Origin of the sequence: Curtobacterium sp. MEB011 (assembly GCF_030209655.1) — a bacterium.
Classification (GTDB): Bacteria; Actinomycetota; Actinomycetes; order Actinomycetales; family Microbacteriaceae; genus Curtobacterium; species Curtobacterium poinsettiae.
Genome location: NZ_JARVRN010000007.1, coordinates 83569 through 106702, shown reverse-complemented (window position 1 = coordinate 106702; position 23134 = coordinate 83569). Strand labels below are relative to the sequence as shown.

28 protein-coding genes are annotated in these 23134 nt (G+C 72.6%); 11 read left to right on the top strand and 17 right to left on the bottom strand.

Annotation, left to right across the window (positions count from 1 at the left end; genetic code table 11):
• Positions 1 to 2: 2 nt before the first annotated feature.
• Together QRN30_RS09895 and QRN30_RS09890 are read right to left on the bottom strand one after the other, a co-directional pair.
• The gene (locus QRN30_RS09895; RefSeq protein ID WP_214532294.1) at positions 3 to 665 is read right to left on the bottom strand and encodes a hypothetical protein; all 663 of its coding nucleotides are present in this window, start codon (positions 663 to 665) and stop codon (positions 3 to 5) included.
• Positions 666 to 865: 200 nt separating this feature from the next.
• Positions 866 to 1975 carry an LLM class flavin-dependent oxidoreductase gene (locus QRN30_RS09890; RefSeq protein ID WP_017888518.1) on the bottom strand — a complete coding sequence of 370 codons (1110 nt, stop codon included), beginning with the start codon at positions 1973 to 1975 and terminating at the stop codon, positions 866 to 868.
• A gap of 166 nt (positions 1976 to 2141) precedes the next feature.
• On the opposite strand from QRN30_RS09890, the gene QRN30_RS09885 reads away from it, so the two are divergent.
• The gene (locus tag QRN30_RS09885; protein WP_284761017.1) at positions 2142 to 3080 is read left to right on the top strand and encodes an SDR family oxidoreductase; all 939 of its coding nucleotides are present in this window, start codon (positions 2142 to 2144) and stop codon (positions 3078 to 3080) included.
• A gap of 163 nt (positions 3081 to 3243) precedes the next feature.
• Here the strand turns inward: QRN30_RS09885 and QRN30_RS09880 are convergent, their stop codons facing one another.
• On the bottom strand, positions 3244 to 4035 hold the full coding sequence (locus QRN30_RS09880; RefSeq protein WP_042538123.1) for an NRDE family protein: 792 nt from the start codon (positions 4033 to 4035) through the stop codon (positions 3244 to 3246).
• A 64-nt stretch (positions 4036 to 4099) separates the two neighbouring features.
• Between QRN30_RS09880 and QRN30_RS09875 the strand changes: the two genes are divergently transcribed.
• The 7 genes from QRN30_RS09875 (at position 4100) to QRN30_RS09845 (ending at position 9470) form a co-directional block, all read left to right on the top strand.
• Entirely contained in the window at positions 4100 to 5368 is a 1269-nt protein-coding gene (locus tag QRN30_RS09875; protein WP_042538262.1) for a bifunctional phosphopantothenoylcysteine decarboxylase/phosphopantothenate synthase, read from the top strand.
• A gap of 78 nt (positions 5369 to 5446) precedes the next feature.
• The gene (locus QRN30_RS09870; RefSeq protein WP_042538125.1) at positions 5447 to 5845 is read left to right on the top strand and encodes a DoxX family protein; all 399 of its coding nucleotides are present in this window, start codon (positions 5447 to 5449) and stop codon (positions 5843 to 5845) included.
• Positions 5842 to 6633: a YqjF family protein gene (locus tag QRN30_RS09865; RefSeq protein ID WP_052481703.1), complete on the top strand. Its 792-nt coding sequence runs from the start codon at positions 5842 to 5844 to the stop codon at positions 6631 to 6633. The genes QRN30_RS09870 and QRN30_RS09865 overlap by 4 nt, the downstream gene beginning before the upstream one ends.
• Positions 6634 to 6729: 96 nt before the next feature.
• Positions 6730 to 6882, top strand: coding sequence for a DUF1810 family protein (locus QRN30_RS09860; protein WP_231564050.1), 153 nt, complete (start codon positions 6730 to 6732; stop codon positions 6880 to 6882).
• A gap of 133 nt (positions 6883 to 7015) precedes the next feature.
• Entirely contained in the window at positions 7016 to 7666 is a 651-nt protein-coding gene (locus tag QRN30_RS09855; protein WP_017888510.1) for a GntR family transcriptional regulator, read from the top strand.
• A gap of 176 nt (positions 7667 to 7842) precedes the next feature.
• Positions 7843 to 8298 (top strand): MarR family winged helix-turn-helix transcriptional regulator, encoded by a 456-nt coding sequence (locus QRN30_RS09850; protein ID WP_017888509.1) that lies wholly within the window; start codon positions 7843 to 7845, stop codon positions 8296 to 8298.
• A 299-nt stretch (positions 8299 to 8597) separates the two neighbouring features.
• Positions 8598 to 9470, top strand: a complete 873-nt coding sequence (locus QRN30_RS09845) for an aggregation-promoting factor C-terminal-like domain-containing protein (protein WP_284761015.1) — start codon at positions 8598 to 8600, stop codon at positions 9468 to 9470.
• Between the two features lie 88 nt (positions 9471 to 9558).
• Here the strand turns inward: QRN30_RS09845 and QRN30_RS09840 are convergent, their stop codons facing one another.
• The 5 genes from QRN30_RS09840 to QRN30_RS09820 form a co-directional block, all read right to left on the bottom strand.
• Positions 9559 to 9870, bottom strand: a complete 312-nt coding sequence (locus QRN30_RS09840) for a hypothetical protein (RefSeq protein WP_017888507.1) — start codon at positions 9868 to 9870, stop codon at positions 9559 to 9561.
• A complete protein-coding gene (locus QRN30_RS09835) occupies positions 9867 to 10523 on the bottom strand; it encodes an Asp23/Gls24 family envelope stress response protein (RefSeq protein ID WP_139179820.1) in 657 nt (218 codons plus the stop codon). The genes QRN30_RS09840 and QRN30_RS09835 overlap by 4 nt, the downstream gene beginning before the upstream one ends.
• On the bottom strand, positions 10520 to 11074 hold the full coding sequence (locus QRN30_RS09830) for an RNA polymerase sigma factor (RefSeq protein ID WP_274006599.1): 555 nt from the start codon (positions 11072 to 11074) through the stop codon (positions 10520 to 10522). Before QRN30_RS09830 ends, QRN30_RS09835 begins: the two co-directional genes overlap by 4 nt.
• Before the next feature lie 9 nt (positions 11075 to 11083).
• Positions 11084 to 11233 (bottom strand): hypothetical protein, encoded by a 150-nt coding sequence (locus tag QRN30_RS09825; RefSeq protein WP_156155306.1) that lies wholly within the window; start codon positions 11231 to 11233, stop codon positions 11084 to 11086.
• 130 nt (positions 11234 to 11363) lie between these two features.
• Positions 11364 to 12200 carry an alpha/beta fold hydrolase gene (locus QRN30_RS09820; protein ID WP_159556824.1) on the bottom strand — a complete coding sequence of 279 codons (837 nt, stop codon included), beginning with the start codon at positions 12198 to 12200 and terminating at the stop codon, positions 11364 to 11366.
• A 180-nt stretch (positions 12201 to 12380) separates the two neighbouring features.
• On the opposite strand from QRN30_RS09820, the gene QRN30_RS09815 reads away from it, so the two are divergent.
• Entirely contained in the window at positions 12381 to 13010 is a 630-nt protein-coding gene (locus QRN30_RS09815) for an MOSC domain-containing protein (RefSeq protein ID WP_042538266.1), read from the top strand.
• Positions 13011 to 13088: 78 nt separating this feature from the next.
• Here the strand turns inward: QRN30_RS09815 and QRN30_RS09810 are convergent, their stop codons facing one another.
• A complete protein-coding gene (locus QRN30_RS09810; RefSeq protein WP_017888501.1) occupies positions 13089 to 13490 on the bottom strand; it encodes an MmcQ/YjbR family DNA-binding protein in 402 nt (133 codons plus the stop codon).
• 141 nt (positions 13491 to 13631) lie between these two features.
• On the opposite strand from QRN30_RS09810, the gene QRN30_RS09805 reads away from it, so the two are divergent.
• A complete protein-coding gene (locus QRN30_RS09805; RefSeq protein WP_214584970.1) occupies positions 13632 to 13931 on the top strand; it encodes an excalibur calcium-binding domain-containing protein in 300 nt (99 codons plus the stop codon).
• 118 nt (positions 13932 to 14049) lie between these two features.
• Here the strand turns inward: QRN30_RS09805 and epsC are convergent, their stop codons facing one another.
• The 3 genes from epsC to QRN30_RS09790 all read right to left on the bottom strand — a co-directional run bounded on the left by epsC (position 14050) and on the right by QRN30_RS09790 (position 16869).
• A complete protein-coding gene (gene epsC, locus QRN30_RS09800; RefSeq protein ID WP_235045701.1) occupies positions 14050 to 14634 on the bottom strand; it encodes a serine O-acetyltransferase EpsC in 585 nt (194 codons plus the stop codon).
• Complete coding sequence (cysK, locus tag QRN30_RS09795; RefSeq protein ID WP_017888498.1) at positions 14631 to 15569, bottom strand: cysteine synthase A; 939 nt, start codon at positions 15567 to 15569, stop codon at positions 14631 to 14633. Before cysK ends, epsC begins: the two co-directional genes overlap by 4 nt.
• A gap of 262 nt (positions 15570 to 15831) precedes the next feature.
• Positions 15832 to 16869 (bottom strand): dipeptidase, encoded by a 1038-nt coding sequence (locus tag QRN30_RS09790; protein ID WP_262117833.1) that lies wholly within the window; start codon positions 16867 to 16869, stop codon positions 15832 to 15834.
• A gap of 144 nt (positions 16870 to 17013) precedes the next feature.
• Between QRN30_RS09790 and QRN30_RS09785 the strand changes: the two genes are divergently transcribed.
• Positions 17014 to 17523 carry an SRPBCC family protein gene (locus QRN30_RS09785; protein ID WP_262117834.1) on the top strand — a complete coding sequence of 170 codons (510 nt, stop codon included), beginning with the start codon at positions 17014 to 17016 and terminating at the stop codon, positions 17521 to 17523.
• On the opposite strand, the gene QRN30_RS09780 is transcribed toward QRN30_RS09785, so the two are convergent.
• The 5 genes from QRN30_RS09780 to QRN30_RS09760 are packed head-to-tail and all read right to left on the bottom strand — an operon-like array spanning position 17490 to position 23016.
• Positions 17490 to 18323 carry a MurR/RpiR family transcriptional regulator gene (locus QRN30_RS09780; protein WP_017888494.1) on the bottom strand — a complete coding sequence of 278 codons (834 nt, stop codon included), beginning with the start codon at positions 18321 to 18323 and terminating at the stop codon, positions 17490 to 17492. The genes QRN30_RS09785 and QRN30_RS09780 overlap by 34 nt on opposite strands.
• Complete coding sequence (locus QRN30_RS09775; RefSeq protein WP_194589807.1) at positions 18320 to 19579, bottom strand: allantoate amidohydrolase; 1260 nt, start codon at positions 19577 to 19579, stop codon at positions 18320 to 18322. The genes QRN30_RS09780 and QRN30_RS09775 overlap by 4 nt, the downstream gene beginning before the upstream one ends.
• The gene (locus tag QRN30_RS09770) at positions 19576 to 20832 is read right to left on the bottom strand and encodes a pyridoxal-phosphate-dependent aminotransferase family protein (protein WP_284761013.1); all 1257 of its coding nucleotides are present in this window, start codon (positions 20830 to 20832) and stop codon (positions 19576 to 19578) included. Before QRN30_RS09770 ends, QRN30_RS09775 begins: the two co-directional genes overlap by 4 nt.
• A gap of 43 nt (positions 20833 to 20875) precedes the next feature.
• Positions 20876 to 22255, bottom strand: a complete 1380-nt coding sequence (gene allB, locus QRN30_RS09765; protein ID WP_284761012.1) for an allantoinase AllB — start codon at positions 22253 to 22255, stop codon at positions 20876 to 20878.
• The gene (locus tag QRN30_RS09760; protein WP_284761011.1) at positions 22252 to 23016 is read right to left on the bottom strand and encodes an aspartate/glutamate racemase family protein; all 765 of its coding nucleotides are present in this window, start codon (positions 23014 to 23016) and stop codon (positions 22252 to 22254) included. The genes allB and QRN30_RS09760 overlap by 4 nt, the downstream gene beginning before the upstream one ends.
• Between the last annotated feature and the right edge of the window lie 118 nt (positions 23017 to 23134).

Genomic DNA, 23134 nt, shown 5'->3' with positions numbered 1-23134 from the left:
GCTCAGACGGGTTCGCGGATGGTGGTCTCGACGTCGACGACCTGCGGGATCTTCGGCATCGAGGCGAAGCCGAACGCCACGGGCGGGTCGAGCGGCGCAAGGTCCCCCAGGGACTCCCCCGCCCAGGTGCCGCGCACACCGGTGACGTCGTGCGCCCCGGTCACGCCGTAGTACTCGCGGCGGCCGTTGCCCGCCGAGCCCGCGGTGCCGGAGCCCGGCGCGAGCAGGCGCGCCACGGGGTCGATCGCAGCGAGCCAGCGCGGGTCTCGGGCGATCGGCTTCGGCACGATGCGCAGGATCCGGCCGAGCGGCGAGATCCCGCCGACGTCGATCGAGGCCTGCAGCGCACCGGCGCTCAGTTCGAGGCCGCGGGCGGTGCGGCGGGCGTGGACGTCCACGACCGACACCGTGTCGAAGCGGTAGGTGCCGGAGACGTACGCGGCGACGATCTCGTCCGGGGCGAGCAGCACGCTGGTGCCGTCGGGAAGCTCGAGGAACACGTCCGTGAACGGCCCGAACGGTGAGCGGTCCCACATGCCGACGACGATGCGGACGCCCGAGGTCGTGCCGACGCCCATGATCCGCCCGCGGAACCGGCGCTCGACGACGGAGTCGGAGGCGTGACCAGGAACGGGACCGGAGGCGTGGTCGGGGTGTGACGACATGCCCTGGACCGTACCCGCGGCCCCCGTGAGCCGATCTCGGTGGCCGCCCCGGACCTCCCGGCCGTCGCCCGCGCGCCGCGCTGCCCGCCGGAACCTGCCCGCAAGACACCGGTGCTCACGCTCCGAACACCCGCGAAGGGTGGTGCGGAGTGCGAACACCGGTGTTTTGCGGACCCGGACCGGGACCGGGACGGCGTCCGTCAGGCGACGGGGACGGGCTGCGCCAGCAGCTCGCGGACGCGGGGCGCGACCTCGGAGCCGTAGAGCTCGATCGACCGCATCATGTCGGCGTGCGGCAGGCGACCCGTCGCGTACCGCATGTCGAAGCGCGAGGCACCGAGGATCCGCATGTTGCGTGCGACCTTGCGGGCGACGGTCTCCGGCGAGCCGACGTAGAGCGACCCGCCGGCGGAGAGGCTCGCGCGGTACCCGGCGACGTCGAGGGGCGGCCAGCCGCGCTCCCGGCCGAGCTGGTCGGTGACGGCCTTGTGGTACGGCCAGTAGCGCTCGGCGGCCTCTTCGTCGGTGGCCGCCACGAAGCCCGGCGAGTGCATCGCGATGGGCTGCTGCGGCAGGTCGAGCTGCGCGAGGGCCTGGCGGTACAGGCGCGAGAAGGGGGCGAACTGTGCCGGCTGCCCGCCGATGATGGCGAGGAAGAGCGGCATCCCGTAGGACGCGGCACGGATGACCGACTGCGGGGACCCGCCGACACCGATCCAGGTCGGGATGGCGCCGTGCTCGAGCTTCGGGAAGACGTCCTGGTCGACCAGGCCCGCACGCTTGGTGCCGGACCAGGTGACGGCGTCGCCGCCGCGCAGGGCCGCCCAGAGCTGGAGCTTCTCCTCGAACAGGACCTCGTAGTCGCTCAGCTCGTAGCCGAACAGGGGGAACGACTCGGTGAAGGAGCCGCGGCCCAGGATGACCTCGGCGCGGCCGTTCGACAGCGCGTCCACGGTGGCGAAGCGCTCGTAGACACGGACGGGGTCGTCGGAGGAGAGCACTGTGACGGCCGAGCCGATGCGGATGCGCTCGGTGCGGGCGGCGATGGCGGCGAGGACGACCTCGGGCGCGCTCACGACGAAGTCGGCGCGGTGGTGCTCCCCGACGCCGATGAAGTCGACGCCGACCTGGTCGGCGAGGACGGCCTGGTCGACGACGTCGCGGATGCTCTGCGCGTCGGACTGCAGGCTGCCGTCGGCGCGTTCGGTGACGTCGCCGAAGGTGTCGAGGCCGAGCTGCAGGGGCCCGACCCGATCGGGTGCGGGCGGCGGGACGTCCGACGGACGGTCGGTGCCGAATGCGTTGCTCATGGTGTCCTCCTGATCGCATTTCCATGCGTTTGCATCAATGTAGCACGATGCGCCCCAGCGCGCACGGGGTGGGCGACCGGTCCGGCACGGCCCAGGCCGGGGTCGGCGACCGGTCCGGCACAGGCCCGGCCGGGGTCGGCCAGCCCGGACGAGTACGGTCACCCGCATGCCGAACCTCCCCGACCAGACCGGACGCCGCATCGTCGTCACCGGATCCAACAGCGGCACCGGACGAGAGGCCGCCCTGCGCCTCGCCGGAGCCGGCGCCAGCGTCGTGCTCGCCGTCCGCAGCACCGAGAAGGGCGAGTCCGCCGCCTCCGGCATCCGCGCCGCCCACCCCGGCGCCGACGTGGAGGTCCGCGAACTCGACCTCGCCGACCTGGCCAGCGTCCGCCGCTTCGCGAGCGGCATCGTGGACGAGGAACGTCCGATCGACGTCCTGGTCAACAACGCCGGCGTGATGGCCCCGCCGGAGCGCTTCGAGACCGTCGACGGTTTCGAGCTGCAGTTCGGCACGAACTTCCTCGGCCCGTTCGCCCTGACGAACCTGCTGCTGCCGTCGCTGCTCCGCGCCGGGACAGCCCGGACCGGTGCACCCCTGGCCGAGGCACCCCGTGTCGTGACGATGTCGAGCCTCGCCGCGATCCCCGGCCGGATCCGCTTCGCCGACCTGCAGTGGGAGCGCGGCTACAACGGCTGGCGTGCCTACGCGCAGTCGAAGCTCGCCGACCTGCTCCTCGCGCTGCACCTGCACCGCCTGACGGTCGAGGCCGACGTGCCCCTGGTCAGCACCGCCGCCCACCCCGGCTACACCCGGACGAACCTGCAGGCCGCCGGGCGCTCGCTCGGTCGGTCGAAGCCGGTGCGGTCGAGCAACCGCGCGCTGCCCTTCACCCAGGCCGTCGAGCAGGGCACCGAACCGCTGCTCTACGCGGCGGTCGGCCCGAACGCCGTTGGTGGCGCGTACTACGGCCCCTCCGGTCCGTTGGGCATGACCGGTCCGACCACCACCGTGTCGATCCCGGGCTCTGCGCGGAGCGCCGACCTCGCCCGATCGCTCTGGGCGGTCGCCGAGGACCTCACCGGGACGCGCCCGCCGCTCTAGCCGAGACGCCGTCGTCTCCCCAGGACGCCTCCAGCTCCACGAGACGCCGCCGAATCCGGAGGCGTCTCGTGGACCTGGCGGCGCCTGCCAGGCACACCGGCGTCTCGCAACGGGCGTGGGGCGCAGCCGGGAGGCCCGGGTCGGGTCCGGCACGTCGAGCGCGTCAGGCGCGGTGCAGCTCCACCGACCCGTCCAGCCGACCGGGTTCGGTCAGCCGGGCGTGCTGCAGGACGGTGCGGCCCGGAGCTATCGCTGCCGCGACGATCGACAGCGTCGTCATGTGCCCCTCGGTCTCGTGCACGTCGCGGAGGATCGCGTCGGGGTGGTCGCTCGGCAGCGCTGCGGACTCCGCAAGCACGCCGAACCAACCACCCCACCCGTCCCCGGCGTCGGCACCGGCGTCTACGGTTCGGAGTTCGTCGAAGGGGCCGAGCACCGGCGGGCCGGTCGGCGCGTCGACCGAGCGGAAGGCCTCGAGCCACCGACCGATGCGCGGTGCCGCGGGGTCGTCCGCCGCACCGTGGGTGACCATGTGGACGCCGGGACCGAGCTCGGTGGTGCGGACCCGATCGCCGTCCCAGGTCAGCACCGAGGCGCCCTCGGCCGTGGCGCGCACCAGGTTGAAGGCCCGGGTGGTCGGCAGCGTGCCATCGTGTCCGGGCAGCAGGTCGTCGGCGACGGCGTCCACCGGCACCACCCCGCGGGTCGTCCACGTCCCGTCGGCGCTCGCGACGGGTTCGGCGCGGTTGAGCACCACGGCCAGTCCGGCACGGTCGGACGCAGCGAGCCAGGCTCCACCGGCGGAACGGTCACGGACACCGCGGACCTCGGGGTCGCGGTCCGGCCACCACGCGGCGGGCGGGTCCCACGGGCGTTCGGGCGACTCGTCCCGCAGGGCCAGGACGGTGACGGGCCACGCGGACCCGGGGTCGACGCGGACGACGACGGTGCACATGCCGTCGATCCTCGCACGTGGCCCCGGTAGCCTGAGCCAGGTGAACGCAGCAGCAGAGCGCGCCCTGACCGTCATCGTGGGGATCACCGGGGGCATCGCCGCTTACAAGGCCGTGGGGGTCGTCCGCGACCTGGTCAAGCGTGGCCACGACGTGCACGTCGTCCCGACCGAGGGCGCACTGCGCTTCGTCGGTCTGCCCACGCTCGAGGCCCTCAGCCGCAACCCCGTCACCACGAGCGTGTGGGACGACGTCGCCGAGGTGCGCCACGTCGCGCTCGGTCGCCGGGCGGACCTGGTCGTCATCGCCCCCGCCACCGCGGACTCGCTGGCCCGGATGGCGCACGGCCTGGCGAGCGACCTGCTCGGTACGACGCTGCTCGCGACCGAGGCACCCGTCGTCGTCGCCCCCGCGATGCACCCGCAGATGTGGGAGCACCCCGCGACCCGGGCGAACGTCGCCACGCTGCGTGACCGCGGCGTCCACCTGGTCGGACCGGTCGTCGGCGCGCTCACCGGCGACGACGCGGGCATCGGACGGATGGCGGAGCCCGAGGACATCGTCGTCGCGGCACTCGCGGTGCTCGACGAGCACCCCGCCCCGGCCGGCCGCCGCGGTGGGGGGACCAGCACGGGCGCGGGAACCGGGGCCCGCGGTGAACAGGGGGACCTGGCCGGTGTCCGCGTCGTCGTCAGCGCCGGCGGCACCCGCGAGCCCTTCGACCCGGTGCGGTTCGTCGGCAACCGCTCCAGCGGCCGCCAGGGCATCGCGATCGCCGCCGACGCCGTCCGTCGTGGCGCGTCCGTGACCCTCGTCGCCGCGAACGTGGACGGCTCGCTGACCGCCGGACTGGACGCGACCGTGGTGCCCGTGGGGTCCGCGCTCGAACTCGCCGACGCCGTGCACGCGGCCGCCGCCGAGGCCGACGTCGTCGTGATGACCGCAGCGGTCGCCGACTACCGACCGGCCGAGGTGCACTCCGAGAAGCTCAAGAAGGACGCGCAGGGCGAGCGCATGACGCTCGAGCTGGTGCGGAACCCGGACGTGCTCGCCGACCTCGTCGCAGCACGGCGGACCGGGCAGGTCATCGTCGGGTTCGCCGCCGAGACCGAACCCGACCGCGACGCCCGGGTCGAACTCGGGCGCGCCAAGATCGGCCGGAAGCCCGCGGACCTGCTCGTCGTGAACCACGTCGGCTGGTCGGCCGGCTTCGAACGCGAGGAGAACGCGATCGAGGTCCTGGTCCCCGGTGGCCAGGTCGTCCGCGAGACCTCCGGCACGAAGGCCGAGGTGGCGACGGCGGTCCTCGACCTCGTCGCGACCGCACTGACGTGAACACGCGCTGCCGTGCGTCCGCACTGAACTGAGCCGCGCCTCCGGCTGCTTCCGAGGACGAGCGGGCACGATGGGCACATGCGACGACGTGAGCGGATCCGACGTGCCAACCGCACTGCCGCCATCCTGGCAGTGGCCCTCGGCGGGGCGGGTGCCATGCACTTCCTGCGCCCCACCCACTTCGACCGGATCGTGCCGGAGGCCCTGCCGCCGCGGCTGACCACGCTGGCCTCCGGCGTGGCCGAGCTCGGGATCGCCGCGGGGCTCGCGTTCCCCGCGACCCGCCGCGCTTCGGGCTGGGCTGCGGCGGCACTGTTCGCGGCGGTGTTCCCGGCGAACCTGAAGATGGCGAACGACCTGCTCGAGCACCCCACCTCGAGCCGGGCGATGCGGCTGGTCGGGGTCCTGCGGCTCCCCCTGCAGCTGCCGCTGGTCCTCTGGAGCATCCGGGTCGGTCGGCACGCGCCGAAGCCGTGACCCAGCCGTCGTGGACCCGCGCGGCGGTGCCGTTGCTGCACCGCCCGGTCACCCAGCACGCGTGGGAGGACATCGTCTTCGCGCACTGGCGGCACGACCCGGCGTCGCTGCGGCGGCTCGTGCCGCGTGGCACCCGCCCGGACGTCGTCGACGGCAGCGCCTGGGTGGGACTGTCGGCGTACGTGTTCCGTGAGACCCGGGTCCCGCCGTTCCCGTCCGCCGGGCGGCTCGGCACCATGACCGAGGTCACGATCGAGGTCCTGACGGTCGACGACCAGGGGCGGCGCGGGGTGACCTACCGCACGGTCGACACCGCGAACGTGCCCGCCATCGTGGCGGCGCACGCGCTGCTCGGCGTGCCGTACACGTTCGCGCACGCACGCTCCCGGCGCCGGGGTGACGCGATCGCGCACCGCTCCGTCCGGCACCCGACCCGCGCACTGCACCCGGTGCGGTGGGCGCGGTCGCTCCGGCAGGAACGCCCGACGGGGGCGGCCAAGCCGAAGCACGCGGCGTCGGTGCGGGTGACCGTGGGCGAGGTCGTCGACACGCCGCTGGCCGCGGAGCTCACGACCCGGGCCGGGATCCACGCGCGGTACCTGGCGCAGACGTTGTTCTGGCAGCGGCAGCACCCGGTGCTCACCACCCGTGCGGCCACGCTCGACCGGCTCGAGGGCGACCTGCCCGACGCGGTCGGGATGCCCGGGCTGTTCGACCGGGCGCCGGACTCCCTGCTCGTGGTCGACGGCACGACGGTCCGGTACGGCTGGGGCGGGGTCGTCCGGTGACCGACGACCCGTTCGACCTCGACCGCTTCGTCCGCGCCCAGCAGGGGTGCGCGACGTCGCACTCGACGAGCTCCACCGCGGCCGCAAGTCGTCGAGGTGAAGCTCCGGTCGTCGATGACGCTCTTCGCCCGGATCGCCGCCGACCCGGGCCCGTTCGTCGCCGTGCTGGACCGCTGGTACGACGCTGCCGAGGACCCGGCCACGATCTGCCTGCTCGTCGATCGAGGACCCGCCCGAACCGGCACCTGACACCCCGGTACTGACACGCGCTGAACCGATCGCAACGCCGTTGTCATATCAGGTACGGTGATGCGAGCACGTGCGATGTCGACCGTGCCCGTTCGCCCGGCGCCCCGACGCCGCCACCCCCGAAGGAGAACGCATGCCGGTCCCCCGCAGCGCCCCGACCGAGCACCAGCTGCTCCGTGACACCGTCCGACACAAGATCCACGACGCGATCATGGACGGCACCCTGCTCCCCGGGGAACGACTGAACGACGACGAGCTCATCTCGTGGCTCGGCGTCTCCCGCACGCCCATCCGTGAGGCCCTGAGCCAGCTGTCCCGCGCCGGCCTGATCGAGATGGCCCCGAACCGGTACACCCGCGTCACCACGCCGGACCCCGCCGAGGTCATCGAGGCGATGCAGACCCTCGGCGTGCTGTTCGGCGGTGTGGTCCGGCTCGCGGTCCCGCGCCTCGGCACAGCGAGCCGGAAGAAGATCCTGGCCCAGCTCGACAAGACGATCACCGAGCTCGAGGCGCACGAGGTCGCCGCCGTCAACCACGACGCCCTCGACGTCTTCGCCCTGTACGTCGCCGAGTGCGGCAACGAGAACCTGCAGCGCGTCTGCCGCGACACGATGGACGGCTTGGCGTTCCGGTTGCGGCTGCCGAACCTCGACGAACTGGTCGACTGGGACCGGATGACCGAGGACTTCCGACGCCTGCGCGCGGCCACCGAGTCGGGCGACAACGTCGCGGCCGAGCTCGCGACCGAGGCGATCCACCAGCTGCCGGGCGAGAAGCGCTGAGTCCACCTGTATCCGCGTACAGGAACCGCCCGTCTCGCGGACGCGAGGCGGGCGCTCGGCGCTCCACGGGCCTCCCGGCCGGAGCGCCGGCCACGCGCCCGGCACTCCCAGTCCCGGGGCCGCACGGACCGATAGCATCGCTGGCGACCACCTGAACCAGGCACCCGGAGCAGCACATGAACCCCCGCCCGACGGACCGTACCGAGGTCGCCGCACGCCTGGCCGCAGCGGTCGGTCGGATCAACCGACGGGCCCGCACCGACTCGGCCTCGCTCGGGTACGGCATCGTCTCCGCGCTCGCGTCGATCCAGCGGCACGGACCGCTGCGCCCCGGCGACCTGTCGCGGATCGAGGTGGTCACGAAGCCCACGATGACCCGCATCCTGACCGAACTCGAGCAGCGCGGGTTCATCCAGCGCGAAGCCGACCCGCGCGACGGTCGGGCGTTCATGGTCACGGCGACGCCGGAGGGCATCGAGGCGGTCGAGCAGGCCCGCGCGAACCGCACCGGGATCGTGGCCGAGCTCATCGCCGAGCTCGACGAACCGGACGTCGAGGCGATCGCCGGAGCCCTGGCCGCACTCGAGCGTGTGGCCCAGGGCGAGCACGCCCAGGAACCTCACACCTTCTAGCCCCGCGCAGGACCGTTACCGAACCGTTACCAAGCGGTGGACGGACCGTTCTGCCAGCGTTCCTGGACGCGCTGCCCAGTCGGACCGGTCACAGTGACCGCTCCGCCTGACCGCGGCCACCCCACGGCCGCGTACCCGGCGGACGGACGGGCCCCACACCACCGTCCGGTCCTCACCGGCTCGAGGACTCCTCCGTCGTCGCCGACGGTGTCACCGACACCGCCAGCATCCGGCACGCCCGCACGACCCGTTGTGCGAGCAGGAGTCCGTCCCCACCGAGCCGCCGACCTGCGGAACCGATGCGACACACCCCTGAGCTCCCCACCCCCACCGCCTCGACCCGACGTGAGGCGCTGAACACCCCCAGCCGCCGGATGCGCCGTGCCCTGCGACACCGGGCGACGATGATCGCCGGCGGCGCCGCGGTCCTCGCCGTCGCCGGTGGCGCGTTGACCATCGGCACGCAGCCCGCGATCGGCGAAGCCCTCGGCATGCCGACCGGCACCCCGAGTGCCTCGGCGACCGCCCAGCCCGCGCTGCACGGCACCGCACTCGACCGCGCCCAGGCCGCCGCCACGATCACCACGGCGAAGACCGTCATGCAGACCGCGAACGCCAAGGTCGACACCTCGTCGCTCGAGCAGCGGGTCGACGCCCTGAGCGACTACCCGGAACTGTCCGGTGCGGCGCTGACGAACCGGATCTCGACGACCGTCGCGTCAGCCACGCACGTCGCCGAGGCGAGTGCGACGCAGGACAAGCGGGACGTCGACGCGAAGGCAGCCGCCGCCGCCAAGGCCGCCGCCGACCGGCAGGCCGCCGCCGAGGCAGCCGAGGCCGCCCGGAAGCTCGCCGCCGGCAACACCGTCGCGGGAGCCAAGGCCACGGCGACCTCGCTCGCGTCGTCCGAGTACGGCTGGGGCGCCGACCAGTTCCAGTGCCTGGACAACCTGTGGACCAAGGAGTCCGGCTGGAACTACCAGGCCGTCAACGCCAACGGCGGTGCCACCGGCATCCCGCAGGCGCTCCCCGGATCGAAGATGGCCACGGTCGGATCGGACTGGCGCACCAACGCCACCACCCAGATCACGTGGGGTCTGCGGTACATCAGCTCGGCGTACGGCACCCCGTGCGCGGCGTGGGCGCACTCGCAGGCGAGCAACTTCTACTGATCGGCGCGGGTCGCGACGGCGACCGGCAGACGAACGGGAGGCCCGTGGCGGATCCGCCACGGGCCTCCCGTTCGTCGTGTGGTCGCGGTCAGCCCACCCGCGCGACGCGCACGTCGACGCGGCTGAGCGCCAGGTCGTGGGCCGCGGCGGTCGCCAGGGCGACGTCGTGGACGGCGCGGGCGACCTCCGGGGCCGGGCGGAAGCCGTCGGTGCCGATGACGACGCGCAGGACCCCTTCGTCATCGACGACGATCCTGAGCGGGCCGGCGTTCGTGGCGATGCTCCGGACCGCCTGCACGGCGCTCGCGACCAGCGGGCGGGAGCGGTAGAGGTCGGTGACCCCGGAGACCTCGGTCACCGCGGTCTCGATCGCCGCGAGGGCCTCGTCGGTGGTCGTCATCGTGCCTCCTCCGGGTCGGTGCCGGTCGCGTCGTCGTGCTCCGGCAGCAGATCGCGGACGACCACGTCGATCGCCTCGACGAGCAGGTCGGTCTGCTCCGCCAGCGCCTCGCCCACCGCGGTCCGGACCAGGTCGGCAGCCGTCGGGATAGACAGGCCCGGGGCGATCGCGATCTCGACCACCACGCGCACCGGTGACGCGAGCTCGGTGACGTCGCCCTCCAGCTGACAGCGGGCGACGAGCACGCCGGTGACGGCGTCGCCGGTCCGCCGGATCAGGGAACGGATGGCGCCCTCGGTCATCACCGGGCGCTCCGTCTCGGACAGGGGGCGGAGCGGCACGTCGCGACCGGATCGGGCCTCGATCGAGATGTTCGCCAGGACGCCACTGATCCAGGACTCGTCGGCCGGGGCTTCCTCACGCGCCGCCACCTCGAGTGATCGGAGCGACGCGTGACGGACCCGGATGATCGCCGCGAGGGCGTTCTGGCACGCGGGTGAGTCGTCGATGCTCGGGTCGGCCGGCTGCATCCCCGCGTCGAGGTAGTCGGTGAGCTCGTCGATCGAGTGACCGTCGAGGTCGCCGGGCTCCAGGGCGTCGAGCGCCTCGGAGCTGTCGGGCAGGTCCGGACGGATGCCGTCGTGGTCGGTCATCGCCATCCCTCCATGAGTCGGATCATGTTCTTCCTCGCTCGGGACAGCAGTCCCCGGACCGTCGATGGTGGCAGGTCGAGTTCGGCGGCGATCTCCTCGTACCGGTACTCGAGCACCTCCTTCATGATCCAGCACCGTCGTTGGGCTTCGGGCAGTTCGGCCAGTGCACGTTCCACCGCGTCCTCGCGGGAACGCGCTTCAGCGACCCGGTCAGGTGCGTCGCCCGCGGGTGCGGCGACCTCGAGCTCGGTGACGTCGTCGTGGATGCGACGCGCACGGATGCGGTCGAGGCACTTCCGGCTGAGGATGCGCATCAACCACGACTTCACGCGGGCGAGGTCGTCGAGGGAGTCGAGGCGGTCCCACGCGGTGATGAAGGTCTCCTGCACGACGTCGTCGAGTTCGTCGGTGGAACCGAGGGTCCGACGGGCGTAGGCACGGAGCAGCGGGGTGTGGCGACGGATCAGGACCTCGAAGGCCCGGACGTCGCCGTCGGACGACCGGCCGGCGAGGACCGCGTCGTCGAGCTCGGCGAGGGACTGGTGGTGCACGCGTTCCTTCTACTGGTGGTGGATGGTGAACGGCTGGGTGCGCGGATGCGCCGGCACGACCGTGAACGGTCCGACCGGTCGGGCGGCCAGCGAGCGGACACGCGCCAGGGCGAGCACGTGCGCGGGGGCGTTCCTGGGGACTGCAGCGGTGCGGGTCACGTCGGCTCCTCGTGGTGTGGTCACCGATGAGACGGACGCCGGACCCGTTTCGTCACACACGACGTCAGGGACGCACCCGGACGGTGCCGGTGTGCGCCCCTGACCGGGCCGCTTCGTCTGCTGGGCGGTCCTACTGCTGGATGAAGGCGAGCAGGTCGGGGTTGATGACGTCCGCGTGGGTCGTCAGCATCCCGTGCGGGTAGCCCTCGTAGATCTTGAGCGTCGCGTTGGGCAGCAGCTCCGCCTGCTTGATGGCTGCGGCCTTGTAGGGCACGACCTGGTCGTCGTCGCCCTGGGTCACGAGGACCGGGACCGAGATCGCCTTGAGGTCCTCGGTCTGGTCGGTCTCGGAGAACGCCTTGATGCCCTCGTAGTGGGCCAGGGCGCTGCCCGTCATCCCCTGGCGCCACCAGTTGGCGACCACCGGGGCGGACACCTCTGCCCCCGGCCGGTTGAAGCCGTAGAACGGCCCCTCGGCGACGGCCTGGAAGAACTCCGCGCGGTTCGCGGCGAGCGCGCTCCGGAACCCGTCGAACACCGAGATGGGCGTGCCTTCCGGGTTCGAGTCGCTCTGCACCATGATCGGCGGCACCGAGGACACCAGGACCGCCTTGGCGACCCGGCCCTGGGGCTCGCCGTACTGTGCGACGTACCGCGCGACCTGGCCACCGCCGGTCGAGTGGCCGATGTGGACCGCGTTCCGCAGGTCCAGGTGCTGCACGAGCGCATCCGTGTCGCTCGCGTAGTGGTCCATGTCGTGTCCGGTGCCGATCTGCGACGACCGCCCGTGCCCGCGACGGTCGTGCGCGATCACGCGGTAGCCCTTGCCGAGGAAGAACAGCATCTGGGCGTCCCAGTCGTCCGAAGACAGGGGCCAGCCGTGGTGGAAGACGATCGGCTGCGCGTCGCGCGACCCCCAGTCCTTGTAGAAGATCTCTGCCCCATCGCTCGTGGTGACGAACGCCATCTCGTGCCTCCCTGGTTGTCTGTTCCACTCGTGACGCGGGCTGGCCGCTGCCTCCACGTCGGCGGGAGGCCGGAACTCGTTCACCGTAGTTCCGAGGGAGGCTCACCCGCTAGCACCAACGTGTCAGGCCGGTGCGAGCGCGGCTTGGCGCACGGGCCCTGCGTGCGCCAGAGTGGCTCCATGCCGCTCGTCACCGCCGTCTGCCGCGTCGACCGCCTGCTGCCGGACTCCGGCATCATCGGCGTCACCGCGATCGACAAACGCCCGGTCGCCGGCAGCGTCCGCGTCCGGCCCCTCGGCCTGCGTGCCGACGTGCAGGCGAACCGCAAGTACCACGGCGGTCTGGACCAGGCCGTGTACGCCTACGCCGACGAGGACGCCGCGTACTTCGCCGAGCTGCTCGACCGCGAGATCACGCCCGGCCTGTTCGGCGAGAACCTGCGCACCAGCGGCATCGACGTCACCGGTGCCGTGACCGGGGAGCGCTGGCGGATCGGCGACACCCTGGAACTCGAGGTCACGATCCCCCGGATCCCGTGCGGCACCTTCGCCAGGCGCATGGGGATCGACAAGTGGGTGAAGCGGTTCGCCGACGAGGGCCGACCCGGCGCGTACTTCCGCGTGGTCAAGTCCGGATCGGTGACAGCGGGCGACCCCATCGCGGTGACGTACCGGCCCGAGCACGGGGTGACCATCGGCGAGATCTTCAGCGACCTGTCGCCCGGACGTGCACGGGCCGTGCTCGAGTCGGGGGAACGGCTGGCGCCGAAGGTCGTGCAGGACCTGTCGAAGGTCGCCGCGCGGGCCTGAGCCCGTCGAGCCGCGTGCGTCCGCGCCGCTCCGTGCGTCCGGTCAGCTCCTTGCGTCCGGTCAGCTCCTTGCGTCCGGTCAGCTCCTTGCGTCCGGTCGGCCCGGCAGCGCGCCCCGCGACGGGTCGATCGGGCGCTTCGCCACGGGCAGTCCCGCGACCACCAGGTCGTAGGCGTTCGCCACGAGGTCCTCGACCAGGGTCTCGTCGATGCCGCCACCCGGCGCCAGCGTGATCCAGTGCCGCTTGTTCATGTGCCACCCCGGCGTGATCTCGTCGTGGTCGCGCACCAGCGCCGCCCCGTGCGGCGGCGCGCACTTCAGGTTGACGATCGGTGTCCCGCGTACCTCGGTGACCATCACGAACATCTTGCCGACGACCTTGTAGACGACGGAGCCCTCGCCGAACGGCTGCGTCTCGACGGCCGCCGGCAGCGCCAGGGCCGTGCGGCTCGCGATCTCGTGCAACTGCTCGCCGTCCATCTGACCAGGATGCCCGAGGCCGCCGACAGCGCACCCCGTTCGGGGGCAGGTCGTGAGCGTCGATCACGTCGTAGGATCACCACGCCGCGTACCCGACGCGGCGATCGCTCGCGCGATCACCACCAGTTCCAGGGGGAACCCGTGCGCATCATCCGTACCCTCGGCATCGCCGCCGCCACCGCCGTCCTCGCGACCACCGTCGTCGTCGGCGGGACCTCGACCGCCCAGGCAGCACCGAGGTCCTACGCCAACTGCACCGCGGTGCACAAGGTCTACTCCGGCGGCATCGCGAAGAAGTCCGTCAAGAAGAACAAGGTCGTCTCCGGTGGCAAGGCCACCTACCGCGCGCTCAAGGGCACGGTGAAGAAGGACGACGCGCTGTACCGGGCGAACACCAAGCTCGACCGCGACAAGGACGGCATCGCCTGCGAGAAGAGCTGACGCTCCCGCTCGCTCGGTGACACCGGCAAGACACCGGTGTTCGCGTCCTGAACACCCGCACGCCGGGGTGCAATGCGTGAACACCGGTGTTTTGCGTGCCAGGCGCGGTGCGACGCGCTCAGAGCGACGGGACGCCCTCGTGCCCGGACCGGGGACGAGGCGTCCCGGCCACCCCGGTGACCACCGACCCCGCCGGTACGTCCTTCGTGACCACGGTGTTGGCGCCGACGACGGAGTCCGGACCGATCGTGATCGCCCCGATGAGCGACGACCCCGCGCCGAGCACCACGCGGTCCCCCACCACCGGATGCCGTCGGGCGCTCGGGCCGTGGTCGCCACCGCGTCCACCCAGGGTCACACCGTGGAACACGAGCACGTCATCCCCGATGACCGCGGTCTCCCCGATGACGACACCCATGCCGTGGTCGATGAAGAACCGGCGGCCGATGCGCGCCCCCGGGTGGATCTCGATCCCGGTGACCGACCGCGCGACCTGCCCGAGCAGCCGCGCCGCGAACCGCGACCCGGGCAGCCCCTGTGCGTTCCAGAGCCGGTGGGTCACCCGGTACGTCCAGATGGCGTGCAACCCGGAGTAGACGATCGCGTTCTCCAGGTCGCCGCGCGCAGCAGGGTCACCGCGGCGTGCTGCGGCCAGGTCCTCGCGGATGGTCCGCAGCACGCCTCGTCGGACGGGACGACTCACGCAGTGAGTCCCTCGAAGAGCACCGTCGACAGGTAGCGCTCTCCGGTGTCGCACACGATGGCGACGATCCGCTTGCCGGCGTTCTCGGGGCGGGCGGCGATCTCGAGGGCCGCGTGGATGATCGCGCCGGACGAGATGCCCGACAGGATGCCCTCCTCGGTCGCCAGGGCGCGGGCGACACGGAGTGCGTCGTCGAGCTCGACGTCGAACACCTCGTCGATGACGCTCTGGTCGAGGACCTCGGGGATGAAGTTCGCGCCGATGCCCTGGATCTTGTGCGGACCAGCCTTGCCCTCGGTGAGCAGGGGCGAGTCCTTCGGCTCGACGGCGACGATCTGCACGCCGGGCACGCGCTCCTTGAGCACCTGCCCGACCCCGGTGATCGTGCCGCCGGTGCCGACACCCGCGACGAACACGTCGACGTGCTCCTCGGTGTCGCGGAGGATCTCCTCCGCCGTGGTCTTCCGGTGGATCTCGGCGTTCGCGGCCGTCTCGAACTGGTGGGCGAGGATGGCGCCGGGGGTCTCCGCGACGATCGACTCGGCCTTGGCGACCGCGCCCTTCATGCCCTCGGGCCCGGGGGTCAGGACGATCTCGGCCCCGTACGCACGGATCACCGCACGGCGTTCGACGCTCATCGTCTCGGGCATCGTGATGACGACCCGGTACCCGCGGGCGGCGCCGACCAGGGCCAGGGCGATCCCGGTGTTGCCGGACGAGCCCTCGACGATGGTGCCGCCGGCCTGCAGCGCTCCGGAGGCCTCGGCGGCGTCGATGATCGCGACGCCCAAGCGGTCCTTGACGCTGGCGCCCGGGTTGTAGAACTCGAGCTTCGCGAGCACCTCGGCGCCGCCCGCCTTCGGCAGGCGGTTCAACTTGACGAGGGGGGTGTTGCCGAACGCCTGGGAGATGTTCTCGTAGATGGTGCCGCTCATCCGGTCCGTCCTTCGCAGCTCAGGTCGCGCATCGCTCTTCCTGGAGGCGCGGTGTGCGCCCGATCCTAGCCACCGGACCCCAGGTGGTCCTGTCCGTGACGGCGCGTGCGCGCCGGACCCGATTCGCGCATCCGGGCCGGTTGCTGCCCCGGCCTGCGAAAGCGACAGGTGTCCGCGGAAGGTTCGCACGGTTCTGTCGCTTTCGCGGGAGTGAGCACGACCAGCGCCGAGGAGAGTCGCTTTCGTGGCGCGATCGACCGCGTCAGCGCACGAACGCCGTCCGGGCGAACCGCTCGTCGGTCGCCTCGAGCACCCGCAGCACGTTGCCGCCGGCCAGCGCACGCAGGTCCGACTCGCCCCAGCCGCGGCGGACCAGCTCCGCCGCGAGCACCGGGTACCGCGACACGTCGCGCAGGTCCGGCGGCAGCACCGGGGTGCCGTCGTAGTCGCCGCCGAGGCCCAGGTGCGCCACACCGGCGGCGTCGCGGGCGTGCTCGACGTGGTCGGCGACGTCCGACACCGTGACCAGGGGCGGTTCGCCGGCCATGCCCGACTCCTCCCAGTCGGCCCACACCCGCGACACGAACTTCGGCACGAAGGTGATCATCACGACGCCACCGTTGTCGGCGAGCCGGGCGAGCACGTCGTCGGGCACGTTCCGCGGGTGGTCGTCGATCGCGACGGTCGACGAGTGGCTGAACACGACGGGCTGGGTCGCGATGTCGAGGGTGTCCCGCATGGTGGCCGGGGCGGTGTGGGACAGGTCGACGAGCATGCCGATCCGCTCCATCTCGGCGACGACCTGTCGCCCGCGGTCGGTCAGGCCGCCGTGCGCCCGTTCCCCGGTCGCGGAGTCGGCCCAGGGGGTGTCGTCGTTGTGTGTGAGCGTCATGTACCGGACGCCGAGCCGCGCGAGGGTGCGGAGGACGGCCAGGTCGTCGCCGATCGAGTGCCCGCCCTCGGCGCCGAGCAGGGACGCGATCCGGCCGGAGTCGACCGCCGCACGGACCTCGGCGGCGGTGCGGGCAAGCGCGAGGTCGTCGGGGTAACGCTCGATGATCCGGTGTGCGAGATCGACCTGCTGCAGCGTCGTCGTCACGGGGTCCGGGTCGTCCGCGGGCACGAACACCGACCAGAACTGCCCGACCACGCCGCCGGCACGGAGCTTCGGGATGTCGGTGTGCAGCGAGTCGGTCTCGGTGTCGATGCCCTCGACGCCGGAGTCGTGGCTGTCACGGCGCTCCCAGGGCAGGTCGTTGTGGCCGTCGATGACCGGGAACGGGAGCGCGTCGAACGTCATCCCCCGACGCTACCGCCCGCGCCGTCGTGGCTAGGCTCGTTCTGTGCAGCCCGTCACCCTCCGCACCGAGCGCCTGGTGCTCTCGGTCCCCGAGATCAGCGATGCCGACGACGATCGGTCCGCTCCGACGGTCTGGCCGACGTCGTGACCGTCTCGTTCCGTGTCGTGACGGAACTGCCGGTGCCGCCGGAGCGCGCCTTCGCACTGTCGCTGGACATCGGCGCGCACGAGCGCTCGATGGCAGCGACCGACGAACGCGCCGTCGCCGGCACGACGACCGGCACGATCGGCCTGGGCGAGACCGTCACCTGGCGGGCGCGGCACTTCGGGATCGTCTGGAAGATGACGAGCGGCGTCACCGCCCTGGAGGCTCCCCACCGGTTCGTCGACGAACAGGTGCGTGGGCCGTTCGCCCGCTTCCACCACGAGCACCGGTTCGAGCCGTCGGCCGGCGGGACGCGCATGGTCGACACCATCACGTTCCGCGCTCCGCTCGGTCCGCTGGGCCGCCTGGCCGAGGTGCTCGCGTTGGCCCGGTACATGCCGAAGCTCATCGCCGACCGCAACGCCTCGCTCACCGCTGAGCTGCGTGCCGAGCTCGGCGGCGGGACGGACGGCGATCAGGGCGCTGCGAGTTCCCCCAGGGCGTCGTAGGCGGTCGCGACGGCGTCGACCCGCACCCGGCCACCGGGACCCGAGGCGTCGTAGACGTCGTTCGTGATCGCCGCGACGACGGCGAACAGCGCGGCCATCGAGTCGAACGCCGACGGTGAGTCGACCGGGCAGAGGATCGCGGTGGTGGCGGGAGCGGCGATGACCGCGGCCGTCGGGTCGCCGAGCACGACGACGTCCGCGCCGGAGTCGACGCAGTGCCGGACGATCCGTTCGACCCCGGCGGTGTGCCGGCGCACGGTCACCAGGACGACGAGGTCGTGCCGGTCGAGGTCGGCGACCTCTTCGCCGAGCCGCTGCCCGGGCGACGGACCGACCCGGACGTCGGACCGCACCTGCGCCAGTTGTGACCGCAGTTGCAGCGCGATCGGGTAGGCCCCGCGTTCGCCGAGGACGAGCACCCGGCGGGCACGGACGATCCGACGGGCCAGCCGCGGCCGGTCCGCTCGGCCGAGGGACGCGAAGGCTGCGTCGAGGTTCCGTGCCTCCACCGCACGCTGGTCGACGTGGGCAGCGTCCTCGGCGACCCACGGCAGGCCCGAGCCCCGCGCCGACATCAGGTTCTGCCGGACCTCGGCGGCGTCCTGGAACCCCAGGGACCGCACGAGTCGCGAGACCGTGGCCTTCGAGGTGCCGGACTCGGCCGCGAGTTCAGCGGAGGTGCCGACGAGCAGGAGTTCCGGATCGTGCCGCACCATGGCGGCGACTCGTCGTTCCGCGGGCGAGAGCTGTTCCCAGACGGAGTCGATCCGGGCGCGGACGTCGGGGCCGGCGGTGCTCATGCGCGTGCCACCCGATCGACGGCGACGGCCAGGGCGTCGAGGCCGAGGGCGATGTCCGGCGTCGACACGAACTCGTCCGGGTGGTGGCTGATGCCGTCGGGGTTGCGGAGGAACAGCATCGCGACGTCGGTGATGAGCCCGAGCGACATCGCGTCGTGGCCGGCTCGTGAGAACAGCTCCATCGGTGCGGCTTCGCCCGTCGACACGATCCCGGCGCGGACGGCGTCCATCAGCCGGGGCGAGCAGAACACCGCGGGCGCACGGTGCACCTCGGTCGGGGTGACGCTCACCCCGCGCCGTTCACCGATGAGCGTGAAGGCCTTGGTGAGTTCGTCCCAGACCTCGTCGCGCTCGTCGTCGAACTCGCCCCGCAGGTCGACGGAGAACCGTGCGAGTCCGGGGACCACGTTGACGGCTCCGGGTTCGACGGTCATCGTGCCGACCGTGCCGACCTGGTGCGACGCCCGGCAGATCCGTTCCACCGCCAACGCCGCTTCGGCAGCGGCGAGCAGGGCGTCGTGCCGTCGTTCGTAGGGGGTGCCGCCGGCGTGCCGGGCTTCACCCACGGCCTCGACCGAGAACCGCCGGGCACTCGCGATGCTCGTGACGACCCCGAGGGCCTGGCCGGCCTGCTCCAGGTGCGGCCCCTGCTCGATGTGCGCTTCGAGGTAGCCGACCACGGAGGCCGGGTCGACCGCAGCGTCACCGACACGCTCCGGGTCGAGGCCGAAGTCGGTGAAGGCCTGCCGCAGGGTCGTGCCGTCATCGTCGGCAAGGTCCCACCAGGCGTCGTCCCAGACCCCGGCCACGGCGGACGACCCGAGCAGTGCCTTGCCGAAGCGGGTGCCTTCTTCGTCGGAGAACGCGATGACCTGGAGTGCGACGGGCAGCGGGCCGTCGGCGGTGAGCCGGGCGGCGGTGCGGATCGCCATGAGCACCCCGACGATGCCGTCGTACCGGCCGGCGTCCACCACGGTGTCCAGGTGGGAGCCGAGCAGCAGCACGGGGGCGTCGGGCGTCGCGCCCGCGGCCCGACCGTGCAGGTTGCCGGCGGCGTCCTGCCACGTGGACAGTCCGGCGTCCTGCATCCAGCCCGCGACGAGGGCGTTGGCCCGAGCGTGCTCCGGCGACAGGTAGACGCGGGTGATCCGGCCCGGTTCGGCGCTGAGGGCGGCGAGCTCGTCGCACCAGCCGGCGACGAGTTCGGCGTCGGCGGTGCCCACGGCGGTCGCGTTCAGGACGGGCACGGCGCTCACGCGAGCACCTCGCCCTGGGCGCGTGCGGTGGCGGTGGCGGTGGTGTCGCGGAAGACGTCGAGGGCCGCGTCGACCCCGCCGCCGTGCGGCACCGCGTGCCCTGCCCGACGCAGGGCGTGCTCGAGCGCGGCCAGGGTCGTGACGACGGTGTCCTTCCGCGCGTTGTAGCCCATGGTGCCGAGGCGCCAGACCCGCCCGTGCAGCGGCCCGAACGACGTGCCGATCTCGATGCCGTGGTCGTCGAGCATCGCGGCGCGGACCTGGTCGCCGACCACGTCGGACGGGATCTCGACGGCGACGACGTTGTGCATCTTGTGGGCGACGTCGCCGAAGACCCGGAGGCCGAGGGCCTGCACGCCGTCGAGCATCGCGCGCCCGGCGGTCTCGTGGCGGGTGACGACGGCGTCGCGGCCTTCTTCGAGCAGGATGCGGGCGCACTCGTGGGCGGCGTAGAGCATCGACGCGGCCTCGGTGTGGTGGTTCAGTCGGCGCGGACCCCAGTAGTCGAGGATCATCGCGAGGTCGAGGTAGTTCGAGCGGATCGGTTCGTCGGCGACGACGTCGCCGGGTTCGCGGATGCCGGCCTCGACGCTCCGCCGCTCGTCGAGCACCGCCACGGCCTTCGGCGACAGCGTGACGGGAGCACTGCCGGACGGGCCGCCGAGGCACTTCTGCAGCCCGGCGCTCACGGCGTCGATCCCCCAGGCGTCGACCTCGAGCGGGTTGCCGCCCACGGTCGCGGTCGCGTCGGTGTAGAGCAGGACCCCGTACCGCTCGCAGATCACACCGAGCTCGTCGAGGGGCTGGTTCATCGTGGTCGAGGTGTCGCCCTGCACGACCGCCAGCACCTTCGGCCGGACGCGGGCGATCGCCGACTCGATCGCGGACGGCGTGAAGACCTGGCCCCACTCGGTCTGGATGGTGTGGACTTCGGCACCGGCACGGCCGGCGATCTCAGCGAGCAGGTGTCCGAACCGGCCGAACACCGGCACGAGCACGCGGTCCCCCGGGGCGAGCAGGGACACGAGCACCGCTTCGATGCCCGCGCGCGAGGTGCCGTCGACGAGCAGCGTGGCGTCGTTCTGCGTGCCGAACACGCGGCGGTAGAGCGCCTGCGTCTCGTTCATCGTCGCGGTCATCCACGGGTCGTACTGGCCGACGAGCGGCGTCGACAGCGCCCGGAGCACGCGCGGGTCGGCGTCGATCGGCCCCGGGCCCATGAGGAGACGGGCAGGTGGGTTCACTGGGAGCATGGTGGTTCCTTCCGTTCCTGATCCGACGATACCGGAACGATCGTTACAGGGGTGTTTCCGACGCGAGCACGGGACGACTGGCCAGCTGACCCTCGACCCGCACCACGCCGCCGTCGGCCGTGGCGATGCGGTGGCCACGGAGCCAGGTCTCGGTGACGCTGCCGCGCACACGGAGCCCGTCGAACGCCGAGACCGGGTTGCGGTGCTCGAGCCCGGCGACGTCGACCACGGACCGGGCAGCCGGGTCGAACACGGCGAAGTGGGCCAGCGCACCGGGCGCGATCACGCCGCGGTCGTGCAGCCCGACCAGGGCGGCGGGACCGGTCGTGAACAGCGGCAGCAGTGCCTGGAGCGGGACTCCGCGACGCTCGGCCTCGGTCCACACCGCCCGGAACCCGACCTGCAGCCCGGCGACCCCACCCCAGGCCAGGCCCCAGTCGTCGGTCTTCAGGTCCGCGGTGGAGGGCGAGTGGTCCGACACCACGAGGTCGATCGTGCCGTCGAGCACGCCCGCCCACAGCGCGTCGCGGTTGGCGTCGTCACGGATCGGCGGACAGCACTTGTAGGCGGTCGCGCCGTCCGGGATCGTGCCCGCCTCGAACGACAGGTAGTGCGGACACGTCTCGACCGTGATGCGCACGCCGTCGTCCTTCGCCGCGCGGAGCATCGGCAGCGCGCCCGCGTCGGACAGGTGCAGCACGTGCACCCGTGCCCCGGTGGCCCGTGCGCCGTCGATGACCTGCGCGATCGCGGACCGTTCGGCGGCGACGGGCCGGGTGGCCAGGAAGTCCGCGTACCGGCCACCGAGCGCCTGGTGCGGCACGAGGTGTTCCGGGTCCTCGGCGTGCACGATCAGCAGGGCGTCGATCCGCGCGACCTCGGCGATCGCGGCGCGGAGCTGCTCGGGGTCGAGGTGCGGGAACTCGTCCACACCGCTCGGCGCCGTGAAGCACTTGAAGCCGAAGACGCCGGCGTCGTGCAGGGCGTCGAGCGTCCCGAGGCTCGCGGGGACCGCACCGCCCCAGAACCCGACGTCGACCGCCACCCGGCCCTCGGCGCTCGCCCGCTTGACGGCGAGCGCCTCGACCGTGGTCGTCGCGGGGATCGAGTTGAGCGGCATGTCCACGATCGTGGTGACACCGCCCATCGCAGCGGCCCGGGTCGCGGATGCGAAGCCCTCCCACTCGGTGCGGCCGGGCTCGTTGACGTGCACGTGGGTGTCGACGAGCCCGGGGAGCAGTACCTGCCCGTCCGGCACGGTGTGGTCCTGCACGGTGTCGACGACCGCATCGACCGGCAGGACGTCGGTGACCCGTCCGTCGTGGACGACGACCGCGGCCGGACGGAACGTGCCGTCGACCCAGGCTCGGTGCGCGCGGACGACGAGGTCGGCGGTGGCGGCCGCCGCCGGGAGGCCCGTCACGCGCCCGCCCCGGCCGTCGCGACCGCCACCGGGTGGCGTTCGAAGCCGGCCAGCAGCCCCGACATCGCCTTCGTCGGCGGCAGGGCGTACTCACCACGCTTGCCCGTGGACACCCCGAGGCGGACGAGCGACTCGGCCAGGACCGTGGCAGCCGCGACACCGTCGACGACCGGCGCCCCGATCGCGAGCGAGATCTCGGCGCAGAAGTCGGCCATGCCCGCACACCCGAGCACGACGGCATCGGCTCCCCCGTCGATGGCGGCTCGGCACTCCTGGGTCACGAGCGCCCGCGCACCGGACGCGGGGTCGTCGAGCTCGAGCACCGGGACCTCGCACGCACGGATCTCGGTGACGAGCGGTGCGAACCCGTAGCGCTGGGCGAGCTCGTGGGCGCGGCCGGTCGTCCGCGCCAGGGTGGTGACGACGCCGAATCGGCGGCCGAGCATCGCGGCGGCGTGGAACCCGGCCTCGGCGATCCCGATCACCGGCACCGTCGCGAGTTCCCGCGCGGCGTCGACCCCCGGGTCCCCGAAGCAGGCGACGACGAAGGCGTCCACCCCGTCCTGCTCACCGCGGGCGATCTGCTCGAGCAACCCGGGGACGGCCAGGGCCTCTTCGTAGTGGCTCTCGATCGAGGCCGGCCCCATCGTGGGCTCGACCGCTTCGATCAGGGTGCCGGGCGCGGCGACGGCCTGGGCTGCGACGCCGATCGAACGCGTCATCGACGCGGTGGTGTTGGGGTTGACGACGCGGATGCGCATCGGGGTCCTTCCGGTGGAGCGGGTGGAACGAGTGGAGCGGTGGAACCGGTGGTGCTGGGTGGTGACCATCGTGGCGGGGCCGGGGCGGACCTCCCGGCCGTGGTGTGGATCCGTGGAC